Here is a 25,114-nt window from a genome sequence, read left to right on the forward strand (position 1 = left end):
CGACGTTAGCTAACTTGACTAAGGAGGCTGTCCGGTGAGACGTTGGGGTCGGATCGGGAACGTCGTCATGAAGCAGGTCACCATCCATTCGGCCAAGACAAACCTCTCGAAGCTCATCGAGGCCGCGCTCGGCGGCGAGGAGGTCGTGATCGCCAAAGGGCACAAGCCGGTCGTTCGTCTGGTTCCGATCACCCAGCAACCGTTCAAGATCGGCCTGTTGAAAGACCAGTTGGGGCAAGTACCGGATTTCTTCGAGCCGATGCCGGATGACGAACTCGACCTGTGGGAGGGAGGCAATGACGTCGGTCCTGCTTGATACGCACGCATGGGTCTGGAGCCTGATCGAGGATCGGCGCCTATCGAGCCAGGCGACCGTCGCGATCATGGCCGCAAAGCAGGTCTTCGTCAGCCCGATCAGCTTCTTCGAGATCGCCCAGAAGGTCCGCATCGGAAAATGGCCCGAGATGGAGCCTCATGTTGCGCAATTGGCTGCGCTCCTCACCAGGCAAGGCGGGCGACCTGTCTCGCTCGATCCGGAGATCTGCATCGCGGCCGGCTCGATGGAATGGACCCACCGCGATCCGTTCGATCGAATGCTGGCTGCGACAGCGCAACATCACCGTCTCCCGCTCATCTCGGCGGATGCGATTTTCGACGGAATGGTGCCCCGTGTCTGGTGAGCTTGAACTGTTGATAGTTCGCAAGCTGACATAAATAATGGCCAAGCTTGGATCGGAGCGTTTTATATTGTTATTTCATGTCTTAATTTTGTTAATGATTTACAGTTAAATCAATGTAATATTTCACAAAAAGCAATCAAACATCATGTTTTTGGAGGATGGAGTGTCCAGCGATACCACCCAAAGCAGTACGCCCGAGGGCGAGCCTGCGGCCGACGAGGCCGGCACCGTCGCCGAGGACGGCGTCGCGCTCTCGGTCACGGAAGGCGGCACCGGGACCATCGCCGTCTCCGAGACCGCGCCGCCGAGCCCATTCAACCCGACCATGCGCGACCCCGACGCCTCCGCCTCGGAGATGGGCAGGGGCGTGACGCCGCAGCCGATGGACCCCGACGACGGCGAGGCCGTGCCCTGCACCGGTCCGGAGGCCGACCAGGCCCTGATCCTCGGCCCGCCGGATGGGGAGGCCGGCGAGGCGGCGATCCCGGTCGCCGCGGGGCAGGACGGGGCGACCGCTCCGGCCGTCGTCCAGGCGCCGCCGGGCGTGGTCGACACCGCGAGCCTGTTCCGGGATTGGGCCGTGATGTGGTCCGGCAACCCGTCCGAGGTCGGGGATGCCGGCCTCGCGCCGTCGCACGACGGGGTCTGCCTGTGCGACGAGACCAGCCTGGCGGCCGGGGAGGGGATGGCCGACCTCGCCTCCTGATCCCCCGAACCTAGAGCGCTTCACGATCGCGCTGCAATCGCGAAGCTCTCTAGGTTTTTGATTATGCCGCATTTTCTACGACGAACCGGCATCCACTTCGTCGGAAAATGCTCTAGTCGATCCCGGGCACGCCCCGGGATCGATGCTGCGGCGCCCTCAGGGATCGTGGCCGATTCTATAGGCCCCGGACGCTTGCGGCGCGGCCCGTCTCCGCTAGCTCCCCGGGAGTAGGGGGGCTCATTCATGCAGCAGCGCTGGCCGGACCGGATCTGGATCGTGCGGCACGGCGAAAGCGCCGGCAACGTCGCCCGCGACGCCGCCCAGGCGGCCGGGCACACCCATATCGACATCGCCGAGCGCGACGTCGACGTGCCGCTGAGCCCGCTCGGCGAGCGCCAGGCCGCGGCGGTCGGGCGCTGGTTTTCCGAGAAGCCCGCTTCCGAGCGGCCCGACGTGGTGCTGACCTCGCCCTATCGCCGGGCCGAGGCCACCGCCCGGCTGATCTGCGAGGCCGGCGGCATCGCCGATCCGCTGCTGGACTACGTCGCCGACGAGCGCCTGCGCGAGAAGGAGTTCGGCATCCTCGACCGGCTCACCCGCGAGGGCATCACCCAGCTCCATCCCGACCAGGCCGAGCTGCGGCGGCTGCTCGGCAAATTCTACCACCGGCCGCCGGGCGGCGAGAGCTGGTGCGACGTGATCCTGCGGCTGCGCAGCGCCCTCGACACCGTCTCGCTGCATTACGGCGGCCGGCGCGTGCTGGTGGTCGGGCATCAGGTCGTGGTCCTGTGCCTGCGCTACCTGATCGAGGGCATGACCGAGGACGAGATCTTGGGGATCGACCGGGACGGCGACGTCGCCAATTGCGCGGTGACCGAATACGCCTTCGACCCGGACAAGGGCAGCAGCGGCAAGCTCGTCCTGCAGCGCTACAACTTCGTGGCCCCGCTGACCCGGGCCGGCGCCCCGGTGACCGCCGAGCCCGACGCCACGGGAGCCGCCCGATGACAACCGAGATCACCGCCGCGACCCTGCGCGGCCTGCCCCTGCCGGATTCAGGCAGCGGCAGCAAGGAGGCGCGCGGCAGCGCCCTCGTCATTGCAGGCTCGGTCGAGGTGCCGGGCGCCGCGATCCTGGCCGGCACCGCGGCGCTCCGGGCCGGCGCCGGCAAATTGCAGATGTCGATCGCCGCCGGCACCGCCCCGCACGCGGCTTTGGCGGTGCCGGAAGCCCTGGTGGTCCGGCTGCCCGAGGGCGAGGGCGGCCATGTCGATCACCATCAGGCCGCCGAGGTGCTGCTGCCGCGCTCCGAGCGGGCCGCCGCGATCCTGATCGGCGCCGGCATGGCCTCGGGCGAGCCGACCAAGGCGCTGACCGCCGCCCTCCTGACCGGCCCGGCCGAAGGCCCGTTCGTCCTCGATGCGGCGAGCATCGACGGGCTGTGCGACCAGGCCGCGGCGGTGCGGGCCCGCGGAGGCCGAGTGGTGCTGACCCCGCATGCCGGCGAGATGGCGCGCTGCCTCGGCTGCGAGCGCGACGCGGTCGAGGCCGATCCCCTCGGGGCGGCGCGGAAGGCGGCCGAGAGGCTCGGCGCCGTCGTGGTGATGAAGGGAGCAGAGACCTGGATCGTCGATCCGGCCGGCGACACCTGGCACTATTCCGGCGGCGGCGCCGGCCTCGCCACCTCGGGCTCGGGCGACGTGCTCGCCGGGATCATCGTCGGGCTGCTCGCCCGCGGCACGAGGCCCGCCGAGGCCGCGGCCTGGGGCGTCTTTCTCCACGGCGAGGCGGGGCGGCGGCTGGCGCGGACCTGCGGGCCGATCGGTTTCCTCGCCCGCGAGTTGCCCGGCGAGGTGCCGGGCTTGATGCGGGACGTGGCGGAGGGCGCGATCTGACCCTGCGGCAGGAGCGCTCCACCGCCGTCATCGGATCGCCGCGGTCAGGCGGCCCGTACCGTGGCGAGGAAGCGGCGCACCTCGGATGACAGGTGCTCGGATTGCCGCGACAGCTCGGACGACGAGGCGAGGACCTGGCTCGCGGCCGCGCCCGTCTCCTCGGAGGCCTGGGCCACGCCCGCGATGGTGTGGGTCACCGCGCTCGCGCCGGTCGCGGCCTCGGCGACGTTGCGCACGATCTCCCGCGTCGCTCCGCCCTGCTGCTCGACCGCGCTCGCGATGCCCGCCGTCACCGCGTCGATTTCCCGGATGCGCGCGGTGATCGCGCCGATCGCCGCGACGGCCTGATCGGTCACGCCCTGGATCTCGCCGATCTGTCCGGAGATCTCCTCGGTGGCCCGGCTGGTCTGGTTGGCGAGTTCCTTGACCTCGGCGGCGACGACCGCGAAGCCGCGGCCCGCCTCGCCGGCCCGCGCCGCCTCGATGGTGGCGTTGAGCGCCAGAAGGTTGGTCTGGCTGGCAATGGTCGAGATCATGCCGACCATCTCGCCGATCCGCCCCGACGCGGTCTTCATCACCTGGACGAGATGCGCGGTCTGGTCGGCCTCGGCGACGGCGTGCCGGGCGAGCCCGGCCGAGTCCTGGACCTGCCGGCCGATCTCGCCGACCGATGCGCCGAGTTCCTCGGTCGCCGCCGCCACCGTGTTCACGTTCGCCGCCGCCTCCTCCGCCGCCGCGGCGACCGTGCCCGAGCGCGCGGCGGTGTCGGCCGCGGTCGCGGTCATCTGCTCGGCCGTGGCCTGCAGTTCCGTCGCCGCCGACGACACCAGGGTGACGATGCCGCCGACCGCCGATTCGAACCCCTCGGCCATCTGGCGCATGCCGGCCTTGCGCTGCTCCTCGGCGGAGGCCCGCGCGAGAGCGGTCTCCTCCTCGAGCTGACGGGTCCGGATCACGTTCTCCCGGGAGGCATCGACCGCGGCCGCGATCGCGCCGATCTCGTCGGTGCGGCCGAGATAGGGCACCGGGGCGACGACGTCGCCGGAGGCCAGGCCGTGCATCCGCCGGACCAGGCGCTCGATCGGCCGCGCTACGGCGGCCACGACGTAGACGATGCCGGCCAAGCCGACGGCCAACGCGACGGCGCAGAGCAGTCCGGTCAGCCAGAGCGCGTTGGAATAGGTGCCGATCGCCGTCGATCGCGCCTGATCGCTGCCAGCAACGTTCAACGCCGTGTCGCGGTCGAGCACTTCCATCGCCGCATCGAATGGACGGCGGGAGGCCTGGAACAGGTCGTTGACGGCGGCGGCATTCTTCTCCTGCGCCGCGATCATGATCTTGCCGTGCAGGGCCAGGTACTCCGCCCAATGCCCCTGGAACGCGGTCCAGAGCGCCTGCTCCTCAGGGCTCGTGATCACCGTCTCGTAGCGCCGCGCCACCGTCTCCGTATCCTTGAGGCGGCGGTCCGAGAGGGTGTCGAGCTCGGTCACGGGCTCCGTCGCCATGACGTATCGGGCATCGACGAGGCGCAGGCGCGTCACCTTGTACTTGAACTCGCCGAGTTCACGCACGCTCGGCAACCAGTTGTCGGAGATATCGAGCGCATTGGCGTTGACGCTGCGCAGCTGCGTCACGCTCAGGGTTCCTTGCATGAGAAGGCCGACTGCGAGCAGGGCGATCAGTCCGCCCAGCACGTGAGATAAATTGATCTTCATGTGTCGGCCCCACCAGATGGGCTCGAATGTGCCAATCCTTGATGAATTACTAGTTAAGATGGATATGATCTGAATGAAATACAAGATCTAACGAAAGGGAATGTTTTCTTACGGGGGGCGAGGCCGATCGGCGATGGGGGGCGGTGACGCGACGGCTCGCGCGTCCGCCCGCCCGGTACCCCGACGCTCGAACGCGCCTCCTGCTCGGATTCGTCGTCGGTCGGCCCCGGACTCCACGTGGTGCCGCGCGCCCGGGCGAAGAGATAGTGCCTCCAGTCGGTTGCGGTCGGCCGAACCCGGGCGGGCTTCGGATGTTGACGGCCGACAGATTCCGCCAGGACAGTCCGATGACCAGACTTCCCCTTGCCCTCGCCCTCACGCTGGCCGTCGCGGGCGCCGCCGAGGCCCAGACCGCCCGGGTCCCCCCGCCGAGCGACGCCGTCGGCGCGCCGGGACCCGGCACCGGCATGAAGCCGCCCGCATCCCACCCGACCACCAACCTGCCGGGCAATCCGAGCAGCACGTCCGTGCCCGGTACCAATCCGGGCGTATGGATCGGCGGCAGCCCGACCGCGGGCCCGCCCGGGAGCGGCGGCACCGCGGGTGGGCCGGCAGCGGGGAACCGCTGAGCGTCTCGCCTCGACGCGACGAGTTCGTCAAGGCCATGCCGACCTGACGCCTCACGCGTCCAGCCACTCCCGTAGCAGCGCGCTCGTCTCGTCCGGCCGTTCCAGCGGCGGCAGGTGTCCGCAGGCGGGCAGGACGTGCAGGCGCGAGCCGGCGATGCCGTCATGGATCTCCCGGGCTGAGGCCGGCGGGGTCAGCGTGTCGTCCTCGCCCACCGCCACCAGGGTCGGCACCCGGATCGTCGCCAGAAGCGGGCGGCTGTCGGGCCGGTCGAGGATCGCCCGCTGCTGGCGCAGGAAGGCCGCGCCGCCGACCCGCTCGGCCATCGCCTTCACGGCCTCGCCCACCGGCCCGTGCACGTGCGCGGCGTGGACGAGCTTCGGCAGCAGCCGCGTCGTGACCCCGGCGAAGCGCCCGACCTTGAGCTGGTCCATGCCCTGGCGCCGCGCGGCGGCGCGCGCGTCGGTCTCCGGGGCCGCGGCGGTGTCGAACAAGGCGAGCCGCGTCACCCGCTCGGGCGCCTGGCGCAGGATCTCGAAGGCGACGTAGCCGCCCATCGACAGGGCGACGAGGCCGAAGCGTGGCGGCGCCACCGCGAGCGCCCGCCGCGCCATCGCCTGCACATTGTCGTCGAGGGTCAGGTCCGCCACCGAGGCGGCGGCCCGGTCGGCGAGCGCGTCGATCGGAGCGCGCCACAGGACGGCATCGTTGAGGAGCCCGGGCAGGAACAGGAGCGGGACGAGATCGGCGGTCATGACCGCCCCTATGGCCGGATCGGCTCACCGGCACCAGGGGCGGCCTCGATCCGTCAGTAGGAGCGCGGCATGCCGAGCACGTGCTCGGCGATGTAGGACAGGATCAGGTTGGTGGAGATCGGCGCCACCTGGTAGAGCCGCGTCTCGCGGAACTTGCGCTCGACGTCGTATTCCTCGGCAAAGCCGAAGCCGCCGAAGGTCTGGATGCAGGCATTGGCCGCCTCGAACGAGGCGTCGGCGGCGAGCATCTTGGCCATGTTGGCCTCGGCGCCCGGATTGGCCCCGGCCTCGTAGAGGCGCAAGCCCTCCTGCACCATCAGCTCGGCGGCGCGCATGTTGGCGTAGGCCTTGGCGATCGGGAACTGGATGCCCTGGTTCTGGCCGATCGGCCGGCCGAAGACCTGGCGCTCGCGGGCGTAAGCGGAAGCCTTGGCGATGAACCACTTGGCGTCGCCGACGCATTCGGCGGCGATCAGGAGCCGCTCGGCATTCATGCCCGACAGGATGTAGCGAAAGCCCTTGCCCTCCTCGCCGACCAGGTTCTCGGCCGGCACCTCCATGTTGTCGAAGAAGACCTCGCAGGAATTGTGGTTCATCATCGTGCGGATCGGCCGGATGGTCAGGCCGCGGCCGAGTACGCTGCGCATGTCGACGATGAAGGTGGAGAGCCCGTCGGTCTTCTTCGCCACCTGGTCGCGGGGCGTGGTGCGGGCGAGGAGCAGCATCAGGTCGGAATGCTCGGCCCGGCTGGTCCAGATCTTCTGGCCGTTGACGATGAACTTGTCGCCCTCGCGGCGCGCGGTGGTGCGCAAAGCCGTGGTGTCGGTACCGCTCGTCGGCTCGGTGACGCCGAAGGCCTGGAGCCGCAGGCGGCCTGCGGCGATCTCCGGCAGGTAGCGCTCCTTCTGGGCCTGCGTGCCGTGCCGCAGCACCGTGCCCATCGTGTACATCTGGGCGTGGCAGGCCGCGCCGTTGCAGCCCGAGCGCTGCACTTCTTCCAGGATCGCCGCGGCCGCCGAGAGCGGCAGGCCCGAGCCGCCGTACTCTTCCGGGATCAGCACCGAGAGGTAGCCGGATTCGGTGAGCGCGTTCACGAAGTCGGTCGGATAGGCGCGGTCGGTATCGAGGCGGCGCCAGTACTCGTCGGGGAAGCGGGCGCAGAGCTTGGCGACCTCCTCGCGGATCTCCGGGTGCCGCAGGGCGTCGGTCTCGGTCATTCGGGCGTCTCCTCTGACGGCGGCGATGCGGGCACCGCGGCTCGGTTCGTTTCCGGCACGCTACAGCGTTCGCGCCCTCCGAGGCCAGGGCACGGGATCGTCATGCGGGGGGGGCGTCATGCCGGCGATCGTCATGGGTGTCATGCCGTCCGGGCCTTCCTGCCACCACAGGTTCGCACCGTCGGCCTTGCCTTCGCGTTGCGCATGGCTTGTATGTTCCGCGACCGTCTCGTGTCGTCGCGAATTTGCCACCCCGGATCGTCCACAGCGGATCGCGGGCTTGAGAACCGAGGCGCCATGCGTGCGGCCGACCTGTCCTTCGCTCCCGCCGATTTCCTCCGGCTGACCGAGACTGCCGGGCTGACGGGCAACTGGGCCTGGGTCTTCGCCTCCGACCGGCAGACATGGTCACCCGGCCTGCATCGCCTGCTCGGGCTCGATCCGCTCCAGGTGCCGCCGAGCTACGCCCTGCTCGTCGACCTCGTCCATCCCGACGACCGGCTCCATCTGGCCAGCGCCGCCGACCTGATGCAGGGCTACGCCCTGCCCGAGCGCGAGGTCCGGGTGGTGCGGCCGGACGGGACCTTGCGCCTGCTCACGATGCGTACCGAACTGCACATGTCCCCGGAGGGCCGGCCGCTCGCCGCGGCCGGCCTCGTCCTCGACGTGACCGATTCGGCCGCCCTGCTGCGGCTGCGCCGGGCCGACCTGCGCCGGCAGAGCGCCTGGTTCGCGGCGGCCCGCATGCTGTTCGTTCCCGTCGGCCTGGACGGACGCTTCCGCTTTCCGCCCGAGACGGCGCGCTTCGCCGGACGCCCGATCGAGGAGATCAATGCCGATCCCTTCGCCGACGTGGTGCCGTGGGAACGTGCGGCGTTCCGCGACAGCATCGCGCGGCGTGATGTCGGCGGTGTGTTCCAGGCGGCTCCGCTGATCCATCACCGGAACCGGGACCCCGAGCGTTACCGGGTACTGTCGGTTCCGGTCCGTGACGAGCGCGGGTGCCTGGTCGAGCGCAACGGCCTCGTCTATCCGGCCGCGCTCGCCGTCCCCGTGGCGGTGGCCGGCTTGCGGGCGGGCCTGGAGCAGGCGGTGGAGGGGCACCACCTGCGCGCCGCCCGGGCATTGCTCGACTGGTCGATGACCAATCTGGCGGAGGCCAGCGGATTGTCGCTCTCGACGGTGCGGCGCCTCGAGGAGAATGCCGAGGGGCAGGGCGCCCGCTCCCGCCACAAGGCGATCGCGGCCCTGCGCCAGGCCGGCATCCGCTTCGTCCTGCTCGACGATGGCGAGGTCGCCGTCGCCCGCGCCTGACCATGGTGGTCAGGGGATCGCCGCGGCGGATCGGGGTCTTGGTCCATCGCAGACTCCTGTCGCGAAACCGGCGACCGCTTTTGCGAAATCCGCTTCGGGGCGAACAGGCCGGCTTCGAGGACGCGCTCCACCGCCAGCGCCCTGCCGGCCGAGGAGAAGCGGCCGGCATCGGCGTCGAGGAAGGTCTCGCCGCGGGTGAAGGGGCAGGTCTCGCCCGCGCACAGGGCGGCGGCGGGATCGAAGAAGGGCGCGCCCGCCGGCAAGGCCGCCCGCAGGGCGTCCGCGCTGCGCCCCCAGCGGGCCGCCAGCACACGTCGCGGATCCCGAGCCGGCGGATCGGCGCCGGGGCGTCGTCGTTGAAGGCCCCGCCATGCGCCAGGACGGGCGAGGCTTTGCCCGGCACCGGCCGGCAGCCCGCCGCCGTGTCCTGGACGAGGCGGCCGGGCAGCCCGTCGGCATGCCGGATCAGGCCGGGCACGTCATGCGCCGCGACGCTGTCGCCCCGGAGCAGGACGAGCCCGTCCTTGGTCCGGGTGCGGATGCAGCGCTCCGGATCCCGGGCCTGCCGGCTCTGGTCGGCGAACAGGAAGCCGGTGCGGTGGTTCCAGGTCTCGCTGCCGGAGACCGGCCGCAGGCGGAAGTCGGGGAAGCGTCCGGGCAGGCCGCCGCTCGTGACGCCGGCCCAGCCGAGGCCCGCCATCGCCAGCGTGGCGATGAGGCCGCCGGCGAAGACGGGGCGCATCCCCCGCGAGGCCGGGGCCGGATACCGGAACGGACGCGGCGCCGACCCGGCGATCCGCGTGGCCCGTCACACGCTTTCCGATTGATCGCTTCGCGATGCGGAAAGCGGTTTGGCTCAGGCGCCGCGCGGGCTGGCGAGACGAGATCCGGAAGTGATCGTCCGGCGACTGTATTGCCGGTCAAGGGCCAATCGGCAGTGCCGCGCTTGGTTTTAGCCGTATGGGGGTCAGATCGTTCACCGGCGCGAGCGCGTCAAGGCGGGCGCTGCGCGCCCTCGCGCTTCGCGCGACAAGGCCTTGACCCGCTCCCACCGGCGAACGCCAAGCTCGGCGAGAGGAGCGATGAAGACATCGCTCCTCTCGCTCGTCACGGATCGGATCCCGCAGGGGACGCGGCGTTCTCCTCCCCCCGACCGGCCTCTCCCTGCTGCAACTTGCTCGCCTCGAACGTCGTGTCGTCGCGCACCAGGGCGTTGGCCAGCACCACCAGGCGTCGGCCCGACGCCACGATCGCCACCTTGGCCGGCTTACCCGCCGTTCGCATCGCCCGGTACGGCTCGCGGAAGGCCGGACAGCTGCGCGCCGCCACCATCCCGGCCATGTAGAAGGCCGTGCGCAGGCAGGGACGCCCACCGGCAATCGCGTGGCGGCCCGGGTGAGCCCCGCTCTGGGTCGGATGAGGCGCCATCCCGGCCAGACTGGCCGCCGCCTTGCGGTCGAGCGTGCCGAGTTCGGGCATGTCGGTGATCACCACGCTGGCGATGCGCGAACCGATCCCGGGGATCGAGGTCAGGATCGCGCGCTTGCGCGCCAGGCCAGGCTCGGCGGCGATGCGTGCCTCGAGAGCGGCCTCGACCTCGGTGCAGGCAGCCGTCAGGGCCTTGATCACCGCCCTGTGGCTGTCGGCGATGGCCGGGTCGAGGGCCTGGGCCAGGCGGGTCTTCTCCATGGCGATCAGCTCGGTGAGCTGGCGGCGCCGGGTCGAGAGAGCCTTGAGGGTGATCTGGTCGGGGGTCGGGGCGGGGCGCAGGTGCTCGCTCATGCGCTGAGCAAAGCGGGCGATGAGGGCGGCGTCCAGCCGGTCTGTCTTGGCGATCAGCCCTTCGGCGGAGCGGAACGCCTTGACCTGGCGCGGGTCGGCCAGGGCGACATCGAGCTCAGCTTTACGCAGGGCGGCGATGAGGGGATAGGCGTAGGGGCCGATCGCCTCCAGGGCGACCGTGCGGATCCCGCGCTGCTTGAGCGTCGAGATCAGCTTGGCGATGCCGGTCTCCGTATTGTCCTGACGCACCGGCTTGGCCGCCGGGAAGAAGCCGAGATCGAGGAAGTGCTTGCCGACATCGATGCCGGCCACGGTGGGGATGGTGGCGCTGTGTGACATGGGTGATCCTGTCCTGTACGCGGGCGCCTGCACGAGGCAGGGCCCGATCGACTGTCCGGAGCAGCCATCAGGACATCCGGGATCAGGCCGGAAGGCGATCGTGCGGCCATCGCCGTTGAGCGACAGGGGACGCAGACCGGGAAACCGTGAGACCGCCGGATGCCCTCGCCGTAGCAGCCTACGGCCACACATCAGGTACAGGATTCCGTATCACATCGCCGAGGCGGCGACGTGCGGCGCCTTCTTCTCGGCCGACTTGATCGCCTTCCAGGCATTGGGCTGGGATACGAAGGCGCGGAGCGCCGCCACGTTCTGCGCGGCTTGCGCCGGGCCGAGATCGCGGGTCAGCACCTGCTCGGCCTCGCCGAAGCGGCCCTGCAGGCCCAGCACCAGGGCGAGGTTCTGGCGCACCCGCCCGTCGGCGCGGGGATCGTTGCTCGCCTGGCGGAGCGTGGATTCCGCCTCGGGCAGGCGCTTGGCCAGCGCGTAGGACAGGCCGAGATTCGACATCACCGCCGGCTCGCCGGGCACGATCTTGAGCGCCGCCTCGTAGTAGCGCTGGGCCTGGGCGTGGTCGCCCATCTGGTCGGCCACGGCGCCTTGCGCCGAGAGCACGCGCCAATCCGGATTGGCCGGCGAATGGGCGTTGCGCAGGACCTCCGCCGCCTCGCCGTAGCGGCCGATCTCGGCCAGGCTCTTGCCGTAGGCGGCGAGCACCGCCGGGTTCTTCGGGTTGCGCAGGGCCGTCTGCTGCAGGACCGCCGTGGCCTGGGAGCCCTGGTCGGTCGCCCGCAGGGCCTGGGCATAGGCCATGGCGGTGCCGATATCGGCCGGGTCCTTGTCGTAGCGCGCGGCGAGGCGCCCGATGTCGCGCCGGGCGGTGTCCGCCGGGGCGCTGACATCGATCGAGCCGGTGGTGAGGGGCTGGCGCGACCAGCAGCCCGACGCCATCACGGCCACCACGCCGACGAGGGCGAGCCGCCGCAAGGTGTTCGAGCGGCAGGGACGGGTCTCGACGGTCGCGGGCATCGGCCACTCCAGGGGCGGGCCCGGGAGATGTGGCAACCCCGCTCCCGCGGCCCTCGTGACCCTGGTGCTAAATCATTAACCCTAACCGCTCGTTAACGCTGCGGCGGGTCGCCTTCGGGGCGGCACGGGCTCCCGGGGGCGGGCCGGCCCGGCATTGACAACCGTCCCGTCTTGGCTCCCCCTCCGGCCTTTCCCGTTGCGTTGAAGGAAGGGATGCCCCGCGTGACCACGCTCCTGCCCGCGACCGAGGACGCCATCCCGATCCGCTGCGTCGACGCCGCCGGCTGGCCGGCCGTGGCCGCTGAGCTGCCGCCGCTCGCCGCTGCCTTCGCGCGGGCCTCGGGGTTCGAGGCCAAGCCCGGAAAGATCGCCCTGCTGCCGGGACCGGACGGGGCGCTGGCGAATGTCCTGTTCGGGGTCGAGGCCGGGAGCCGGGCCGATCCGTTCGCGGTCGGGCGCCTGCCCGATGCCCTGCCCGAGGGGACGTACCGCCTGGAGAACCTTCCGGGTGATGCGGCCCTGGCGGCGCTCGCCTGGCGGCTCTCCGGCTATCGCTTCGGCCGCTACCGCGAGAAGCCGGCCCCCAAGGCGCGGCTGGTCGCGCCCGAGGGGGTCGACGGTGCCGAGATCGACCGCATCGCCGATGCGGTGGCGGCCGGCCGCGACCTGGTGAACACCCCGGCGAACGACCTCGGCCCGGCCGAGATCGAGGCGGCGTCCCGGGCGCTCGCCGCGCGCTTCGGCGCTGCCGTCACGGTCGTCGCCGGCGAGGCGCTGGAACAGGGTTTCCCGCTCATCGCCGCGGTCGGCCGGGCCTCGCCGCGGGCGCCGCGCCTGATCGACATGACCTGGGGCGATCCGGGCGCGCCGCGCGTGACCCTGGTCGGCAAGGGGGTGGTGTTCGATACCGGCGGCCTCGACATCAAGCCCTCGGCGGCGATGCTGCTGATGAAGAAGGACATGGCCGGCGCCGCAGTCGCCCTCGCCGCCGCCGAGATGGTGATGGGAGCCGGTCTCCCGATCCGCCTGCGGGTGCTGGTCCCGACGGTCGAGAACGCGATTGCCGGCGATGCCTTCCGTCCCGGCGACGTGCTGGCGAGCCGAAAAGGGCTCACCGTCGAGATCGGCAACACCGACGCGGAAGGCCGGCTGATCCTGGCCGATGCGCTCGCGCTCGCCGACGAGGAGGCGCCGGAGCTGCTCTTCGACTTCGCGACGCTCACGGGTGCCGCCCGGGTGGCGCTCGGCCCCGACCTGCCGGCCCTGTTCACCGAGGACGACGCGCTCGCGGCGGACCTCGCCGCCACGGGCCTCGCCGTGCACGATCCGGTCTGGCGCATGCCGCTCTGGGGGCCCTATGCCTCGCTGCTCGAGTCGAAGATCGCCGACCTCAACAACGTCTCGGGCGGCCCCTTCGCCGGGGCGGTGACGGCGGCCCTGTTCCTGCGCCGCTTCGCGCCGGCGGCGAAGGCCCATGTCCATCTCGATCTCTACGGCTGGAATCCGGGCACGAAGCCTGGCCGGCCGGAGGGCGGCGAGGTGCAGACCGCGCGCCTCGTCTACGCCCTCCTGAAGCGCCGCTACGCGGTGCCGAGCGCGGCGCGTTCCGCCTCGTAGGCCTCCCGCACCAGAGACTTGCCGTAGCGGCGCTCCAGCCGCCGCACGGTGAAGTGGCCGCGGGCGACGGCCTGGAAATGGTCCATGAAGGCGGTGTTGACGGCCGCGCCCCCCAGGGCGCCGAGCACCGGCACCGCCTGGGCGGCGAGCTTCTGCGACACCACGCCCCCGAACCGGGCGCCGACCTGGCCGGCAAAGCGCATCAGGGCCGGGGCGCTCTCGTCGACGAGGCCGCGTCCGGCGGCGTAGCGCGCCGCCTCCGACATCGCCTTGGCGAGCGCGCCGCGGACCGCGAAATAGCCGCTCTCGGCGGCGGTCCCGGCGGCGCCGTCGGCTTGCGTGGAGCCGCGACCGCCCAGCGCGAAGACCTGCATGCAGGCCAAAGCCGCTTCCGGATCGGCGAGATCCTCGCCCTCGCGCTGGGCGATCTCGGCGATCGAGCGCAGCATCAGGGTGGTGGAGACGGGCAGCTCGACCGCGAGCGTGGAGAGGCCGAAGGCGCCCCCGATGGCGCCCGAGACCGCCGCCAGCGCCTTGTGGCCGCGGTCGCCGGGCGGGAAGCGCTCCAGCAGCTCCATCGCGCGGGTGCGCCAGGACGGCGACAAATCGGGGCCGAGCGGCGCGAGCGCATTCGCCTCCGACCTCGGCTCGGACGACACGTCCGCCCCCTTCGGCAGGGTCGCGAGCGCGACGTGCAGGGCGCCCCGCATCGCCGTCTCGGTGGCGTGGCCGACCGCATCGACCACGGGGGTCGGCAGGGCGCGGGTGATCATGTCGAGGGGGGCGCCGGCCATGGCGGAGAGCCGGCCGGCGAGGCTCGGGCGCTCCAGGGCAGCGACCGCCCGGCGCAACGCCGCGCGGTCCTCGGCGCTCAACGGCTCCGGCGCCCCGACCGGGACGGGGGACGGGGCGGGCTCGACGGCGACGATCTCGGACACGTGCGCTCCCTCGCGGACAACAGGGTCGGGATTAAAGCTGGTGCGCCGGGGCAGGGTTCCGCAAGGGTCTGTCCTCTCGCGTGCGCCGCCCCTCAAGCTCCCATCAGGCCCGCGCCGGCAGTTCCTCCGCCGGGGCCGGCTCGGTCTCGCCGGGCAGGAGGCGCAGGCCGAGGCAGAGCAGGGTCACCGGGATGCCGACGGCGGAGGTCATCACGAAGAAGGCCGGATAGCCCATCGACTCGACGGCAAAGCCCGACAACCCGCCGACGAACTTGCCCGGCAGGGCGTAGAGCGAGGAGAGCAGCGCGTATTGCGTCGCCGCGAAGGCCGGCGAGGTCAGGCTCGACATGTAGGCGATGAGCGCCGTCCCCGCGAAGGCGCCGGCGAAGTTGTCGATGCTGATGCTGGCCACCAGGAGCGGCAGGTCGTGGCCGGCGAGCGCCAGCCAGGCGAACATCAGGTTCGAGGCCGAGGCCGCGATGCCGCCGATCAGGAGCGCCGGGTAGAGGCCGAGCCGGCTCACCGCGATGCCGCCCGCGAAGGCCCCGGCGATGCCGACCCAGACGCCGTAGACCTTCGATACAGTGGCGATCTCCGAGAGGGAGAACTTCATGTCGATGTAGAGCGGGTTCGCCATGATGCCCGAGACGATGTCGGGCAGGCGGTAGACGGTGATCAGCGCCAGGATCAGCACCAGCCCCGTGCCCTTGCGGGCGACGAGGTCGGCGAAGGGATCGACCACCGCCTCGCGCAGGGCATGGCGCCAGCCGCGCCGGGGGCCCGGATCGCGCGCCTGGACCTTCGGCGCCGCCAGGGTGCCGGCGATGGCGAGCCCCATCAGGAGCGCCATGCTGGCATAGGCCGGGGCCCAGCCATAGGCATCGGCGACGAAGAGCGCGCCGGCCCCGGCGCAGATGCGGGCGAGGGAGTAGCCGAGCTGGTAGGAGGCCAGCATCATGCCCTGGCGCTCGGTCGGGGCGGAATCGATGCGCCAGCCGTCGACCACGATGTCCTGGGTCGCCGAGGCGAAGGCGATGACGAGCGCACAGACCACGGTGTAGCCGAGCGCGCTCGCCGGATCGGCCTGGCTCATTGCGACGAGGCCCGCCGCCACGGCGAGTTGCGCCGCGAGCATCCAGGCCCGGCGCCGGCCGAGGAGCCGCGACAGGACAGGCAGGTCGAGCCGGTCGATGACCGGGGCCCAGAGGAACTTCAGCGTGTAGGCGAGGGAGACGTAGCTGAGGAGCCCGATGCTCGACCGCTCGATGCCGGCGCTGCGCAGCCAGGCCGACAGGGTGGCGAAGACGAGCAGGATCGGCAGCCCGGCGCCGAAGCCGAGCACCAGCATCAGCGCCATCTGCCGGTCCGCCATCACGTCCCGCAGGGTGGCGCGGGTGCGGGCGAGCCAGCCCGTGCCCTCTCTCCCGACCGTCTTCGTCATCGTGATCGCCGTCTCCCGAGCAGGTTTCGCGAAAGGGGTGGCCGGTGGTGCAACGCAAATCCGCAACCCGGCAAGAACCCGGGCGGACGACGCATCGTCCTGCCGATGCGTCGTCCGGTCCGGGCACGAGATGCCGCGCCCGGCAACCGCCGCGCAGTCGACCCCAGCATGTGGGCGGGATCATGATGGACGAAGAATTAACATCGTATCCACCGCAGCTTACCTGACCGGCGGGAACCCCGCCCGCGGCGGCGGGTTCGCTGTGGTGGATGGGACTGCGATCCCGCTCCGCCAGGGATCGTCCGGGCGGGGTCGGCCGCGGACAGGCGGGTTGCGGATGATCGGTTTGGACGCTGCGAGACAGACCGGAACGAGGAGCGCGCGCAGGGCGGAGGCACCGTCCGCGGCTGCGCCCTTTGACGCGCCGTTCTCCGATGCGCCGTTCTCCGATGCGCCGTTCCTGGCCGCCTTCCGCGGGAGCGAGGCGCCGATGGTGATGACCGACACGGCCCGGGACGACAACCCGGTCGTGTTCGTCAACGACGCGTTCTGCCGGCTCACCGGCTACGCGCCCGAGGAGGTGCTCGGCCGCAACTGCCGTTTCCTGCAAGGGCCCGACACCGACCCCGCCGACATCGCCCGGGTGCGGACGGCCCTGGCACAGGGCGAGCCCCTGCGGGTCGATCTCCTGAACTACCGCAAGGACGGCCAACCGTTCTGGAACGCCATGACGCTCACCCCGGTGCGGGACGAGGCCGGCAGGTTACGCTCCTACTTCGCGGTGCTCACCGACGTGACCCAGACCCGCCAGGCCGAACGGGCGCTGGTGCGGGAGAAGGATGCCCTCGCCCAGGACCTCGAGGCACGCAACCGGGCGCTCCAGGCCGCCCTCGACCAGCAGACCGCCCTGCTGCACGAGGTCGACCACCGGGTGAAGAACAACCTCCAGGTCATCTCCTCCCTGGTGCTGCTCAAGGCCCGGCGCGCCCGGGACGCCGCCTGCCGCGACGTGCTGCGCAGCATGGCCGACCGGATCGGGGCGCTCGCCACCGCCCACCGCCTGCTCTACGCGATGAGCGACGTCGCCCGGTTCGACCTGCGCGACTTCGCCGCCGATTTCGCCGCCGACCTCGAAGCCGGCATCGACACGGACCGGATCGCCCTCTCGGTCGATGTCGAGGCCGTGGCCGTGCCGGCCTCGATGGCAGCACCCCTGGCGCTCCTGGTGCACGAACTCGCCGTCAACGCGGTCCGGCACGCCTTCCCGGACGAGCGGCACGGCCGCGTCGCGATCACCGCCCGGGCCGATGACGGGCGCCTGATCCTCGACATCCGCGACGACGGCATCGGCCTCTCCGCGCAATCCGACAATCCCGAAGGCTTCGGCCGCGACCTCGTCGGCATGCTGGTGCGCCAGTTGCGCGGCAGCCTGACCTTCGAGGACCTGAACCCCGGCACCCGCGCCCATGTCGTGCTGCCGCTGGGACCGGGTCACTCGGGAACCGGTCCTTGAGCGGGGGAGGCCTGCGGGTCCTGATCGTCGAGGACGAGGCGTTCATCGCCCTCGAACTCGAATGCCTGCTCGAGGAGGCCGGATACGTCCCGGTCGGCGTCGCGATCCGCTCGGGCGACGCGATCGCGCTCGCCCACGACCTCTCCCCCGACATCGCCCTCGTCGACATCCACCTCGCCGACGGCCCGACCGGCGTCGCGGTGGCGCAGGCGCTGAGCGCTCGGGCGGGGATCACGGTGCTGTTCACGACCGCCAACGCCAAGCGCGTCCCCCCGGATTTTGCGGGAGCGGTCGGGATCATCGCCAAGCCGTATTCGGAGCGGGTGATCCGGGCAGCCTTGGCCTACGTGGCCGGGCGGTATCACGGCGGGGCGCCGGCAGAGCCGCCGGATGAGGTGATGCTGGCGCCGGACGGAAGCGGGGACGACGCGCCTCGCCCGGACCTGCCGGCCTGATCGGTACAGCGACGAGCCATCGGCCCTCCTCCGCGCCGCGTCGTCGCGATTTGCCCCCGGCGCGACGACGCAGCGTCTCAGCCCTCCATGCCCGGGCTGCCGCTTTCACACCGGGCGACGGCACGCCAGGAAAAGGCACGCTCGGTAACCTGCAATCGCAGGAGAGGCCGAGCGGATGCGGGTGGGTGGGCCCCTGCGAGCCCGTTCGTTGCTGGGCCGCCGACATGTCTCGCGGCGGCGCGGAACATCGTCAGGCGCCGAAGCCGCCGTCGATCGTGTGCATCGCTCCGGTCACGAAGCTCGCCTCCGGGCCGGCCAGCCAGGCCACCATCCCGGCCACGTCCTCCGGCCGGCCGTGGCGCTTAAGGGCCATGACGGCGTGCATGACGTCCTTCATCGGCCCGTCCGCCGGGTTCATGTCGGTGTCGATCGGGCCGGGCTGCACGACGTTGACGGTGATCCCGCGCGGTCCGAAATCGCGTGCCAGCCCCCGCGCCATGCCCTGCAGGGCCGACTTGCTCATCGCATAGGCGGACAGGCCGGGAAACGGGATCCGGTCGCCGTTGACGGAGCCGATCACGATGATCCGTCCGCCCTCCGGCATGCGCCGGGCGGCCTCCACGGCGGCGTGGTAGGGGGCGGTCACGTTGATCCGCACCATCCGGTCGATCTCGTCCGGGTCCTGGTCCAGCGGATCGCCGAACGCGCCCACGCCCGCATTCACCACCAGGACGTCCAGGGGACCGCTCTCGCGCACCCGGGCGATCACCGCGTCCCGGTCGGCGCTGTCGGTCTTCGCGGCGGTCGCGCCGGTCTCCGCCGCCAGCTTGTCCGCCGCGTCCCGCGAGCCCGCATAGGTGAAGGTCACGGCGGCGCCCTCGGCGGCGAGGCGCCGGACGATCGCCGCCCCGATTCCCCGGCTCCCGCCGAGCACGAGAACGGATTTGCCCTGAAAATAGGTGTCGCGGGTCGTGGCCATCGGAGGCTCCTTGAGGCTTAAGTTAGTATCCACTACATAAATTGCCCGAACCTCCGGTCAAGCCGTTTTTGTATCGATGCCTACAAAATCATCGCGCCCCCGCGGCCGCCCCCGCCGCTTCGATCCCGACCAGGCCGTCACGGTGGCGCAGCGCCTCTTCCATGCCCGCGGCTACGACGCCGTCAGCGTCGCCGATCTTACCGAGGCGCTCGGCATCAATCCGCCCAGCTTCTACGCCGCGTTCGGCAGCAAGGCCGGCCTGTATGCCCGCACCCTCGGCCATTACTCGCAGACCGAGGGAATTCCGCTGGCCGAGATCCTGCGCCCGGGCCGCCCCGTGGCCGAGGCCCTCGCCGCCTTGCTGGAGGAGGCGGCGCGCCGCTACGGGGCGGATCCCGAGGCCGCCGGGTGCCTCGCGATCGAGGGGACGCGCTGCCTCGACCCTGCGGCACGGGACGCCGCCCGCGCCCTGACCGGGGCAGGCGGCGAGACCATCCGGTGCTTCGTCGCGGCCAGCCACCCGGCATCGGCCGAAGGCCTGTCCGACTACGTCGTGACCATGATGGTCGGCCTCTCCGCGATGGCCCGCGAGGGCCACGGCCCGGACCGCCTCCTCGCCACCGCCCGGTTCGCCGGCCGGGTCCTCGCACAGGCACTCGCCGCCGACGCGCCGCGGTGAGCGGGGCATCGGCGGCGCCACGCCGTCATGCGGCTCCCGTGCATGCGCGGCCCATCGGGAGAGCGGGCGAGGTTCGGTCCTACCCCTCCGCCCGTGCCGCCTTGAGCCTGTAGAGCGCGTCCAGCGCCTCGCGCGGGCTCAAAGCGTCCGGGTCGATCCCGTCGAGGAGCACGCCGACCGGGTCGGGCTTCTCCAAAGGCGCAGGCGGCGGGGGCGGGGAGGGCGGCATCGCGGCGAAGAGCGGCAGCTCGGCGGGCGCTTTCCGCCGTCCAGAACCGCCCTCTCCCTTCTCCAATTCGGCGAGCAGCGCCTTGGCGCGGGCGATCACCGGGGCGGGCAGGCCGGCCAGCCGCGCGACCTGGAGGCCGTAGGAGCGGTCGGCCGCACCCGGCACCACCTCGTGCAGGAACACCACGTCGCCCTTCCACTCCGTCACCTTGAGGGTGGCGTTGGACAGGCGGTCCAGGCGCTGGGCGAGCCCGGTCAGCTCGTGGAAATGGGTGGCGAAGAGCGCCCGGCAGCCATTGGTGCCGTGCAGGTGCTCCAGGCAGGCCCAGGCGATCGAGAGACCGTCGAAGGTCGCGGTGCCCCGCCCGATCTCGTCGAGCACGACGAGGGAGCGCTTCGTCGCCTGGTTGAGGATCGCCGCGGTCTCGACCATCTCGACCATGAAGGTCGAGTGGCCGCGCGCCAGGTCGTCGGCGGCTCCCACCCGGGAGAACAGCCGGTCGACGAGGCCGAGATGGGCGGCGGCTGCCGGCACGAAGGCGCCCATCTGGGCCAGCACCGCGATGAGCGCGTTCTGGCGCAGGAAGGTCGACTTGCCGCCCATGTTCGGGCCGGTGACGAGGAGGATCTGGCCCGCTTCGGTGCCCGAGAGGTCGCAGGCATTGGCGATGAAGGCCTCGCCCGCCCTGGTCAGCGCCGCCTCGACGACCGGATGGCGCCCGCCCTCGATCCGGAAGGCGAGGCCGTCATCGACGACCGGCCGGGTCCAGTTCAGCTCGACGGCGAGTTCCGCGTGCGAGGCCGCGACGTCCAAAGCCGCGAGCGCGCTCGCCGCCGCCACGATCGAATCGGATTCGGCCATCACGGCCTTCGACAGGGCCTCGAAGATCTCGAGTTCGAGGGCGAGCCCGCGGCCGGCGGCATTGGCGATCCTGGTTTCCAGTTCGCCCAGTTCGACGCTGGTGAAGCGCATCGCGTCCACCATGGTCTGGCGGTGGACGAAGGTGGCGCGCCAGGGATCCTTCAGCAGGGTCTCGCCGAAGGCCTGCGGCACCTCGATGAAGTAGCCGAGCAGGTTGTTGTGCTTGATCCGCAGCGTCCGGCAGCCGGTCTCCGAGGCGTAGCGGGCCTGGAGCCCAGCGACGACCTGGCGCGAATCGCGCTGGAGCGTGCGGGTCTCGTCGAGCTCCGCCCGGTAGCCCTCGCGCACGAAGTTGCCGTCGCGGCGCTGCAACGGCAGGTCGTCGGCGAGCGCGGCGGCGAGGTCGTCGGCGAGCGCCTCGTCGAGCCCGGCGAGGATGCGGGCGGCCTTGCCGATCTCGCCCGGCAGCGCGCCGGCCCCGGCGAGCGCCGTGGCGATGCCGCGGGCGGCGAGGAGCCCGTCGCGGAGCGCGGCGAGGTCGCGGGGCCCGGCCCGGCCGAGGCCGATCCGGGTGAGCGCCCGAGCCATGTCGGGGGCCCGCGCCAGCTCGGCCCGCAGTTCCGCCCGCAGAGCCCCCTCGGCCACCAGGAACTCGACCGCGTCGTGCCGGCGCCGGATCAGCGCGAGATCGGTCGAGGGGCCGGCCAGCCGCTCGGCAAGCAGGCGCGCGCCGGCACCGCCGACCGTCCGGTCGATGGCGGCGAGCAGGCTGCCCGGGCGCTCGCCCGAGAGCGTGCGGGTGAGTTCGAGATTCTGGCGCGTCGCCGCGTCGATCATCAGGCTCGCACCCGCCGCCTGGCGGGTCGGCGGGCTCAGGGTCACCTTGGCGCCGAGCTGGGTGCGGGCGATGTAGTGCAGGACGGCGCCGGCCGCCGCGATCTCGACCCGGCTGAAGGCGCCGAACCCGTCGAGGGTCTGGACGCCGAACTGCTCCTTGATCGCCCGCTCGGCCGAGGCCGGATCGACGTCGCCGCGGCCAACCGGCGTGACGGCGGCCCGCGTGTCGCGCCACAGCCGGGCGACCTCGGGGTCCTGGTGGATCGCGTCGCCCATCACGATCTCGCGCGGGTCGAGCCGGGCGATCTCGGCGGCGAGCCCGGTCCCCTCGACCTCGCCGAGCGAGAAGCGCCCGGTCGAGATGTCGACGGCGGCCAGCCCGTACATCCAGGCCGAGTCCGAGGCGCGGCGGCGGGCGAGCGCCAGCAGCACGTTGGCCCGGCCGGGATCGAGCAGGCGGTCCTCGGTGATGGTGCCGGGGGTGACGAGGCGCACCACCTCGCGCCGCACCACCGACTTCGAGCCGCGCTTCTTGGCCTCCGCCGGATCCTCGGTCTGCTCGCAGACCGCGACCCGGTGGCCGAGCCCGATCAGCCGCTGGAGGTAATCGTCCGAGCGCTCGACCGGTACGCCGCACATCGGGATGTCGGCACCCGCATGCTTGCCGCGGCGGGTGAGCACGATGCCGAGCGCCCGCGAGGCGGTCTCGGCATCCTCGAAGAACAGTTCGTAGAAATCCCCCATGCGGTAGAACAGCAGCGAATCGGGATTCGCCGCCTTGATCTCGATGTACTGTGCCATCATCGGCGAGACCTTGGCCTCGTCGTCGGGCGCGGCGGAACGCCGGCCGCGGGCGGGCGGCGGCGGCGCCTCGTCGGCGGGCTCGTACGCCTCGTTGCGAAGCAGGCGGCCGGTGTCGCTGTCCATCGTCATGAGATCGGGGGGCTGTCGGGTCCGCGGCATCGTGGTCTGGCAGACTAACAGAAGCTCAGGCCCGCGCTCCAGACCGGGACTCCGGGGATGATGGGGATGATCGTCCCCGGCTGAAATGTCCCGCCCGGGTGTGTTAGCGCCGCAGCGCCGCTTGAGCCGGCCGGATCATGGCCCTAAGGGACCTTTCCCCGATCGTCTGATCCTGGTCGCACGAGAAGAGCCTGGCATGAGCGAGTCCCGCCCCGTCACCCGCGGCAAGCGCCCGACCTTCACCGACCAGGAGGCGCTGCAATTCCACCAGCAGGGCCGGCCCGGCAAGCTGGAGGTGGTGGCGACGAAGCCGATGGCGACGCAGCGCGACCTGTCGCTCGCCTACTCGCCCGGCGTCGCGGTGCCGGTGCTCGCCATCGCCGATGACCCGGCGCTGGCCTACGACTACACCGCCAAGGGCAACCTCGTGGCGGTGATCTCGAACGGCACGGCGATCCTCGGCCTCGGCAACCGTGGCGCGCTCGCCTCGAAGCCCGTGATGGAGGGCAAGGCGGTCCTGTTCAAGCGCTTCGCCGACATCGATTCCTTCGACCTCGAAGTCGGCACCGAGGACCCGGACGCGTTCATCAACTGCGTGCGCTATCTCGGGCCGACCTTCGGCGGCATCAACCTGGAGGACATCAAAGCCCCCGAGTGCTTCATCATCGAGGAGCGCCTGCGGGAATTGATGGACATCCCGGTCTTCCATGACGACCAGCACGGCACCGCGATCATCTCGGCGGCGGGCATCATCAACGCCCTGCACCTGACCGGCCGCGACATCTCGGAAGCCAGGCTCGTCGTCAACGGCGCGGGCGCGGCGGGCATCGCCTGCATCGAGCTCGTCAAGGCGCTGGGCTTCCGCTCCGAGAACGTGATCCTTTGCGACACCAAGGGCGTGGTGTTCCAGGGCCGCACCGAGGGCATGAACCAGTGGAAGTCGGCCCACGCGGTCGCGACCTCGAAGCGGACCCTCGAAGAGGCGATGGAGGGCGCCGACATCGCGTTCGGCCTCTCGGTCAAGGGCGCGTTCACGCCCGAGATGGTCGCCTCGATGGCGCCGCAGCCGATCATCTTCGCGATGGCGAACCCCAACCCCGAGATCACCCCCGAGGAGGTGGCGCAGGTCCGCGACGACGCGATCGTGGCGACCGGGCGTTCGGACTATCCGAACCAGGTCAACAACGTGCTGGGCTTCCCCTACATCTTCCGCGGGGCGCTGGACGTGCACGCGACCACGATCAACATGGAGATGAAGATCGCGGCGGCGCAGGCGCTCGCGGCGCTCGCCCGCGAGGACGTGCCGGACGAGGTGGCGGCGGCCTACCAGGGCACCCGGCCGCGCTTCGGGCGCGAATACATCATCCCGGTGCCGTTCGATCCGCGCCTGATCCACACCATCCCGACGGCCGTGGCCAAGGCCGCCATGGAGACCGGCGTCGCCCGCAAGCCCATCGACAACATGGACCGCTACCGGGCCCAGCTCTCGGCAAGGCGCGATCCCGTCGCCGGCACGCTGAACCGGGTGTTCGAGCGGGTGCGCAAGTATCCCAAGCGCGTCGTCTTCGCCGAGGGCGAGGAGGAGGTGGTGATCCGCGCCGCGATCTCCTTCGTCAACCAGGGCCTCGGCACCGCGATCCTGGTCGGCCGCGAGGACCGGGTGATGGCCAATGCCGAGGCCGCCGGCATCGATCTCTCGGGCCGCGACAACATCGAGATCCACAACGCCGCGAAGTCCGACCGCAACGGCGTCTACGCGCAGTTCCTCTACGCGCGGATGCAGCGCAAGGGCTACCTGTTCCGCGACTGCCAGCGCCTGATCAACCAGGACCGCAACCACTTCGCCGCCTCGATGGTGGCGCTCGGCGACGCCGACGCGATGGTGACGGGAACCACCCGCAACTACTCGATCGCGCTCGAGGACGTGCGCCGGGTCATCGACCACAAGCCCGGCCACCGGGTGATCGGCGTCTCGCTCTGCCTCGCCCGCGGCCGGGTGGTGCTGGTGGCCGACACCGCGATCCACGAGATGCCGAGCGCCGAGGAGATCGCCGGCATCGCCATCGAGGCGGCGGGCGTGGCGCGGCGCCTCGGCTACGAGCCGCGGGTGGCGCTCCTGTCGTTCTCGACCTTCGGCTTCCCCAAGGCCGAGCGCGCCGAGAAGGTGCAGGAGGCGGTGCGCATCCTCGACGGGATGCGGGTCGATTTCGAGTATGACGGCGAGATGGCCGCCGACGTGGCGCTGAACAAGGACCTGCTCGCCCAATACCCGTTCAGCCGGCTCAAGCAGCCGGCCAACGTGCTGGTAATGCCGGCCTTCCACTCGGCGGCGATCTCCACCAAGATGCTGCAGGAACTCGGCGGCGCCCAGGTGCTCGGGCCGCTGATCGTCGGCCTCGACAAGGCGGTGCAGATCGTCCCGCTCGGCGCGACCGATTCCGACATCGTCAACATGGCGGCGCTGGCGGCCTACAACATTGGCGGCTGAGGGAAGCCTGGGAGCCGTTCGGCTCCCTTCCATCCCATCCTCAACCTCATCCTGA

General features: G+C 71.3%; 21 protein-coding genes. 12 read left to right on the forward strand and 9 right to left on the reverse strand.

What is annotated here, in order from left to right; translation table 11 throughout:
• Nucleotides 1–67: 67 nt before the first annotated feature.
• The 5 genes from HBB12_RS03060 to HBB12_RS03080 all read left to right on the forward strand — a co-directional run bounded on the left by HBB12_RS03060 (nucleotide 68) and on the right by HBB12_RS03080 (nucleotide 3,281).
• Nucleotides 68–316 (forward strand): type II toxin-antitoxin system Phd/YefM family antitoxin, encoded by a 249-nt coding sequence (locus tag HBB12_RS03060; RefSeq protein ID WP_236988010.1) that lies wholly within the window; start codon nucleotides 68–70, stop codon nucleotides 314–316.
• On the forward strand, nucleotides 297–680 hold the full coding sequence (locus HBB12_RS03065; RefSeq protein WP_236988011.1) for a type II toxin-antitoxin system VapC family toxin: 384 nt from the start codon (nucleotides 297–299) through the stop codon (nucleotides 678–680). Before HBB12_RS03060 ends, HBB12_RS03065 begins: the two co-directional genes overlap by 20 nt.
• Nucleotides 681–843: 163 nt before the next feature.
• Nucleotides 844–1,386: a hypothetical protein gene (locus HBB12_RS03070; RefSeq protein WP_236988012.1), complete on the forward strand. Its 543-nt coding sequence runs from the start codon at nucleotides 844–846 to the stop codon at nucleotides 1,384–1,386.
• 243 nt (nucleotides 1,387–1,629) lie between these two features.
• Nucleotides 1,630–2,394, forward strand: a complete 765-nt coding sequence (locus HBB12_RS03075) for a histidine phosphatase family protein (protein WP_236988013.1) — start codon at nucleotides 1,630–1,632, stop codon at nucleotides 2,392–2,394.
• Nucleotides 2,391–3,281: an NAD(P)H-hydrate dehydratase gene (locus HBB12_RS03080; protein WP_236988014.1), complete on the forward strand. Its 891-nt coding sequence runs from the start codon at nucleotides 2,391–2,393 to the stop codon at nucleotides 3,279–3,281. The genes HBB12_RS03075 and HBB12_RS03080 overlap by 4 nt, the downstream gene beginning before the upstream one ends.
• A gap of 44 nt (nucleotides 3,282–3,325) precedes the next feature.
• On the opposite strand, the gene HBB12_RS03085 is transcribed toward HBB12_RS03080, so the two are convergent.
• The gene (locus tag HBB12_RS03085; protein ID WP_236988015.1) at nucleotides 3,326–4,996 is read right to left on the reverse strand and encodes a methyl-accepting chemotaxis protein; all 1,671 of its coding nucleotides are present in this window, start codon (nucleotides 4,994–4,996) and stop codon (nucleotides 3,326–3,328) included.
• Nucleotides 4,997–5,343: 347 nt separating this feature from the next.
• Here HBB12_RS03085 and HBB12_RS03090 point away from each other — a divergent pair, with 347 nt between their 5' ends.
• Nucleotides 5,344–5,625, forward strand: a complete 282-nt coding sequence (locus tag HBB12_RS03090; RefSeq protein WP_236988016.1) for a hypothetical protein — start codon at nucleotides 5,344–5,346, stop codon at nucleotides 5,623–5,625.
• A gap of 51 nt (nucleotides 5,626–5,676) precedes the next feature.
• On the opposite strand, the gene HBB12_RS03095 is transcribed toward HBB12_RS03090, so the two are convergent.
• Together HBB12_RS03095 and HBB12_RS03100 are read right to left on the reverse strand one after the other, a co-directional pair.
• A complete protein-coding gene (locus tag HBB12_RS03095) occupies nucleotides 5,677–6,378 on the reverse strand; it encodes an alpha/beta fold hydrolase (protein ID WP_236988017.1) in 702 nt (233 codons plus the stop codon).
• A 53-nt stretch (nucleotides 6,379–6,431) separates the two neighbouring features.
• Entirely contained in the window at nucleotides 6,432–7,595 is a 1,164-nt protein-coding gene (locus tag HBB12_RS03100; RefSeq protein ID WP_236988018.1) for an acyl-CoA dehydrogenase family protein, read from the reverse strand.
• A gap of 297 nt (nucleotides 7,596–7,892) precedes the next feature.
• Between HBB12_RS03100 and HBB12_RS03105 the strand changes: the two genes are divergently transcribed.
• Complete coding sequence (locus HBB12_RS03105; protein WP_236988019.1) at nucleotides 7,893–8,909, forward strand: PAS domain-containing protein; 1,017 nt, start codon at nucleotides 7,893–7,895, stop codon at nucleotides 8,907–8,909.
• A 1,107-nt stretch (nucleotides 8,910–10,016) separates the two neighbouring features.
• Here HBB12_RS03105 and HBB12_RS03110 read toward each other — a convergent pair.
• Both HBB12_RS03110 and HBB12_RS03115 read right to left on the reverse strand, forming a co-directional pair.
• Nucleotides 10,017–11,030 carry an IS110 family RNA-guided transposase gene (locus HBB12_RS03110; protein ID WP_236988020.1) on the reverse strand — a complete coding sequence of 338 codons (1,014 nt, stop codon included), beginning with the start codon at nucleotides 11,028–11,030 and terminating at the stop codon, nucleotides 10,017–10,019.
• Between the two features lie 210 nt (nucleotides 11,031–11,240).
• On the reverse strand, nucleotides 11,241–12,059 hold the full coding sequence (locus tag HBB12_RS03115; RefSeq protein ID WP_236988021.1) for a tetratricopeptide repeat protein: 819 nt from the start codon (nucleotides 12,057–12,059) through the stop codon (nucleotides 11,241–11,243).
• Nucleotides 12,060–12,272: 213 nt separating this feature from the next.
• On the opposite strand from HBB12_RS03115, the gene HBB12_RS03120 reads away from it, so the two are divergent.
• A complete protein-coding gene (locus HBB12_RS03120) occupies nucleotides 12,273–13,676 on the forward strand; it encodes a leucyl aminopeptidase family protein (protein ID WP_442919217.1) in 1,404 nt (467 codons plus the stop codon).
• Here the strand turns inward: HBB12_RS03120 and HBB12_RS03125 are convergent.
• Nucleotides 13,640–14,614: an EcsC family protein gene (locus tag HBB12_RS03125; RefSeq protein WP_236988023.1), complete on the reverse strand. Its 975-nt coding sequence runs from the start codon at nucleotides 14,612–14,614 to the stop codon at nucleotides 13,640–13,642. The genes HBB12_RS03120 and HBB12_RS03125 overlap by 37 nt on opposite strands.
• A gap of 103 nt (nucleotides 14,615–14,717) precedes the next feature.
• Nucleotides 14,718–16,055, reverse strand: a complete 1,338-nt coding sequence (locus HBB12_RS03130; protein ID WP_236988024.1) for an AmpG family muropeptide MFS transporter — start codon at nucleotides 16,053–16,055, stop codon at nucleotides 14,718–14,720.
• A gap of 460 nt (nucleotides 16,056–16,515) precedes the next feature.
• Between HBB12_RS03130 and HBB12_RS03135 the strand changes: the two genes are divergently transcribed.
• Nucleotides 16,516–17,568, forward strand: a complete 1,053-nt coding sequence (locus tag HBB12_RS03135) for a PAS domain-containing protein (RefSeq protein ID WP_272913313.1) — start codon at nucleotides 16,516–16,518, stop codon at nucleotides 17,566–17,568.
• Nucleotides 17,565–18,023, forward strand: a complete 459-nt coding sequence (locus HBB12_RS03140) for a response regulator (protein WP_236988026.1) — start codon at nucleotides 17,565–17,567, stop codon at nucleotides 18,021–18,023. The genes HBB12_RS03135 and HBB12_RS03140 overlap by 4 nt, the downstream gene beginning before the upstream one ends.
• A gap of 250 nt (nucleotides 18,024–18,273) precedes the next feature.
• Here the strand turns inward: HBB12_RS03140 and bdcA are convergent, their stop codons facing one another.
• The gene (gene bdcA / locus HBB12_RS03145; RefSeq protein ID WP_236988027.1) at nucleotides 18,274–19,002 is read right to left on the reverse strand and encodes an SDR family oxidoreductase; all 729 of its coding nucleotides are present in this window, start codon (nucleotides 19,000–19,002) and stop codon (nucleotides 18,274–18,276) included.
• A 76-nt stretch (nucleotides 19,003–19,078) separates the two neighbouring features.
• Here bdcA and HBB12_RS03150 point away from each other — a divergent pair, with 76 nt between their 5' ends.
• Nucleotides 19,079–19,681 carry a TetR/AcrR family transcriptional regulator gene (locus HBB12_RS03150; protein ID WP_236988028.1) on the forward strand — a complete coding sequence of 201 codons (603 nt, stop codon included), beginning with the start codon at nucleotides 19,079–19,081 and terminating at the stop codon, nucleotides 19,679–19,681.
• Nucleotides 19,682–19,760: 79 nt separating this feature from the next.
• Here HBB12_RS03150 and mutS read toward each other — a convergent pair whose 3' ends face one another.
• On the reverse strand, nucleotides 19,761–22,541 hold the full coding sequence (mutS, locus tag HBB12_RS03155; RefSeq protein WP_442919218.1) for a DNA mismatch repair protein MutS: 2,781 nt from the start codon (nucleotides 22,539–22,541) through the stop codon (nucleotides 19,761–19,763).
• Between the two features lie 226 nt (nucleotides 22,542–22,767).
• Here mutS and HBB12_RS03160 point away from each other — a divergent pair, with 226 nt between their 5' ends.
• On the forward strand, nucleotides 22,768–25,059 hold the full coding sequence (locus tag HBB12_RS03160) for an NADP-dependent malic enzyme (protein ID WP_236988029.1): 2,292 nt from the start codon (nucleotides 22,768–22,770) through the stop codon (nucleotides 25,057–25,059).
• Nucleotides 25,060–25,114: the final 55 nt, after the last annotated feature.

This window comes from Methylobacterium sp. SyP6R (genome assembly GCF_019216885.1).
Taxonomy (GTDB): Bacteria; Pseudomonadota; Alphaproteobacteria; order Rhizobiales; family Beijerinckiaceae; genus Methylobacterium.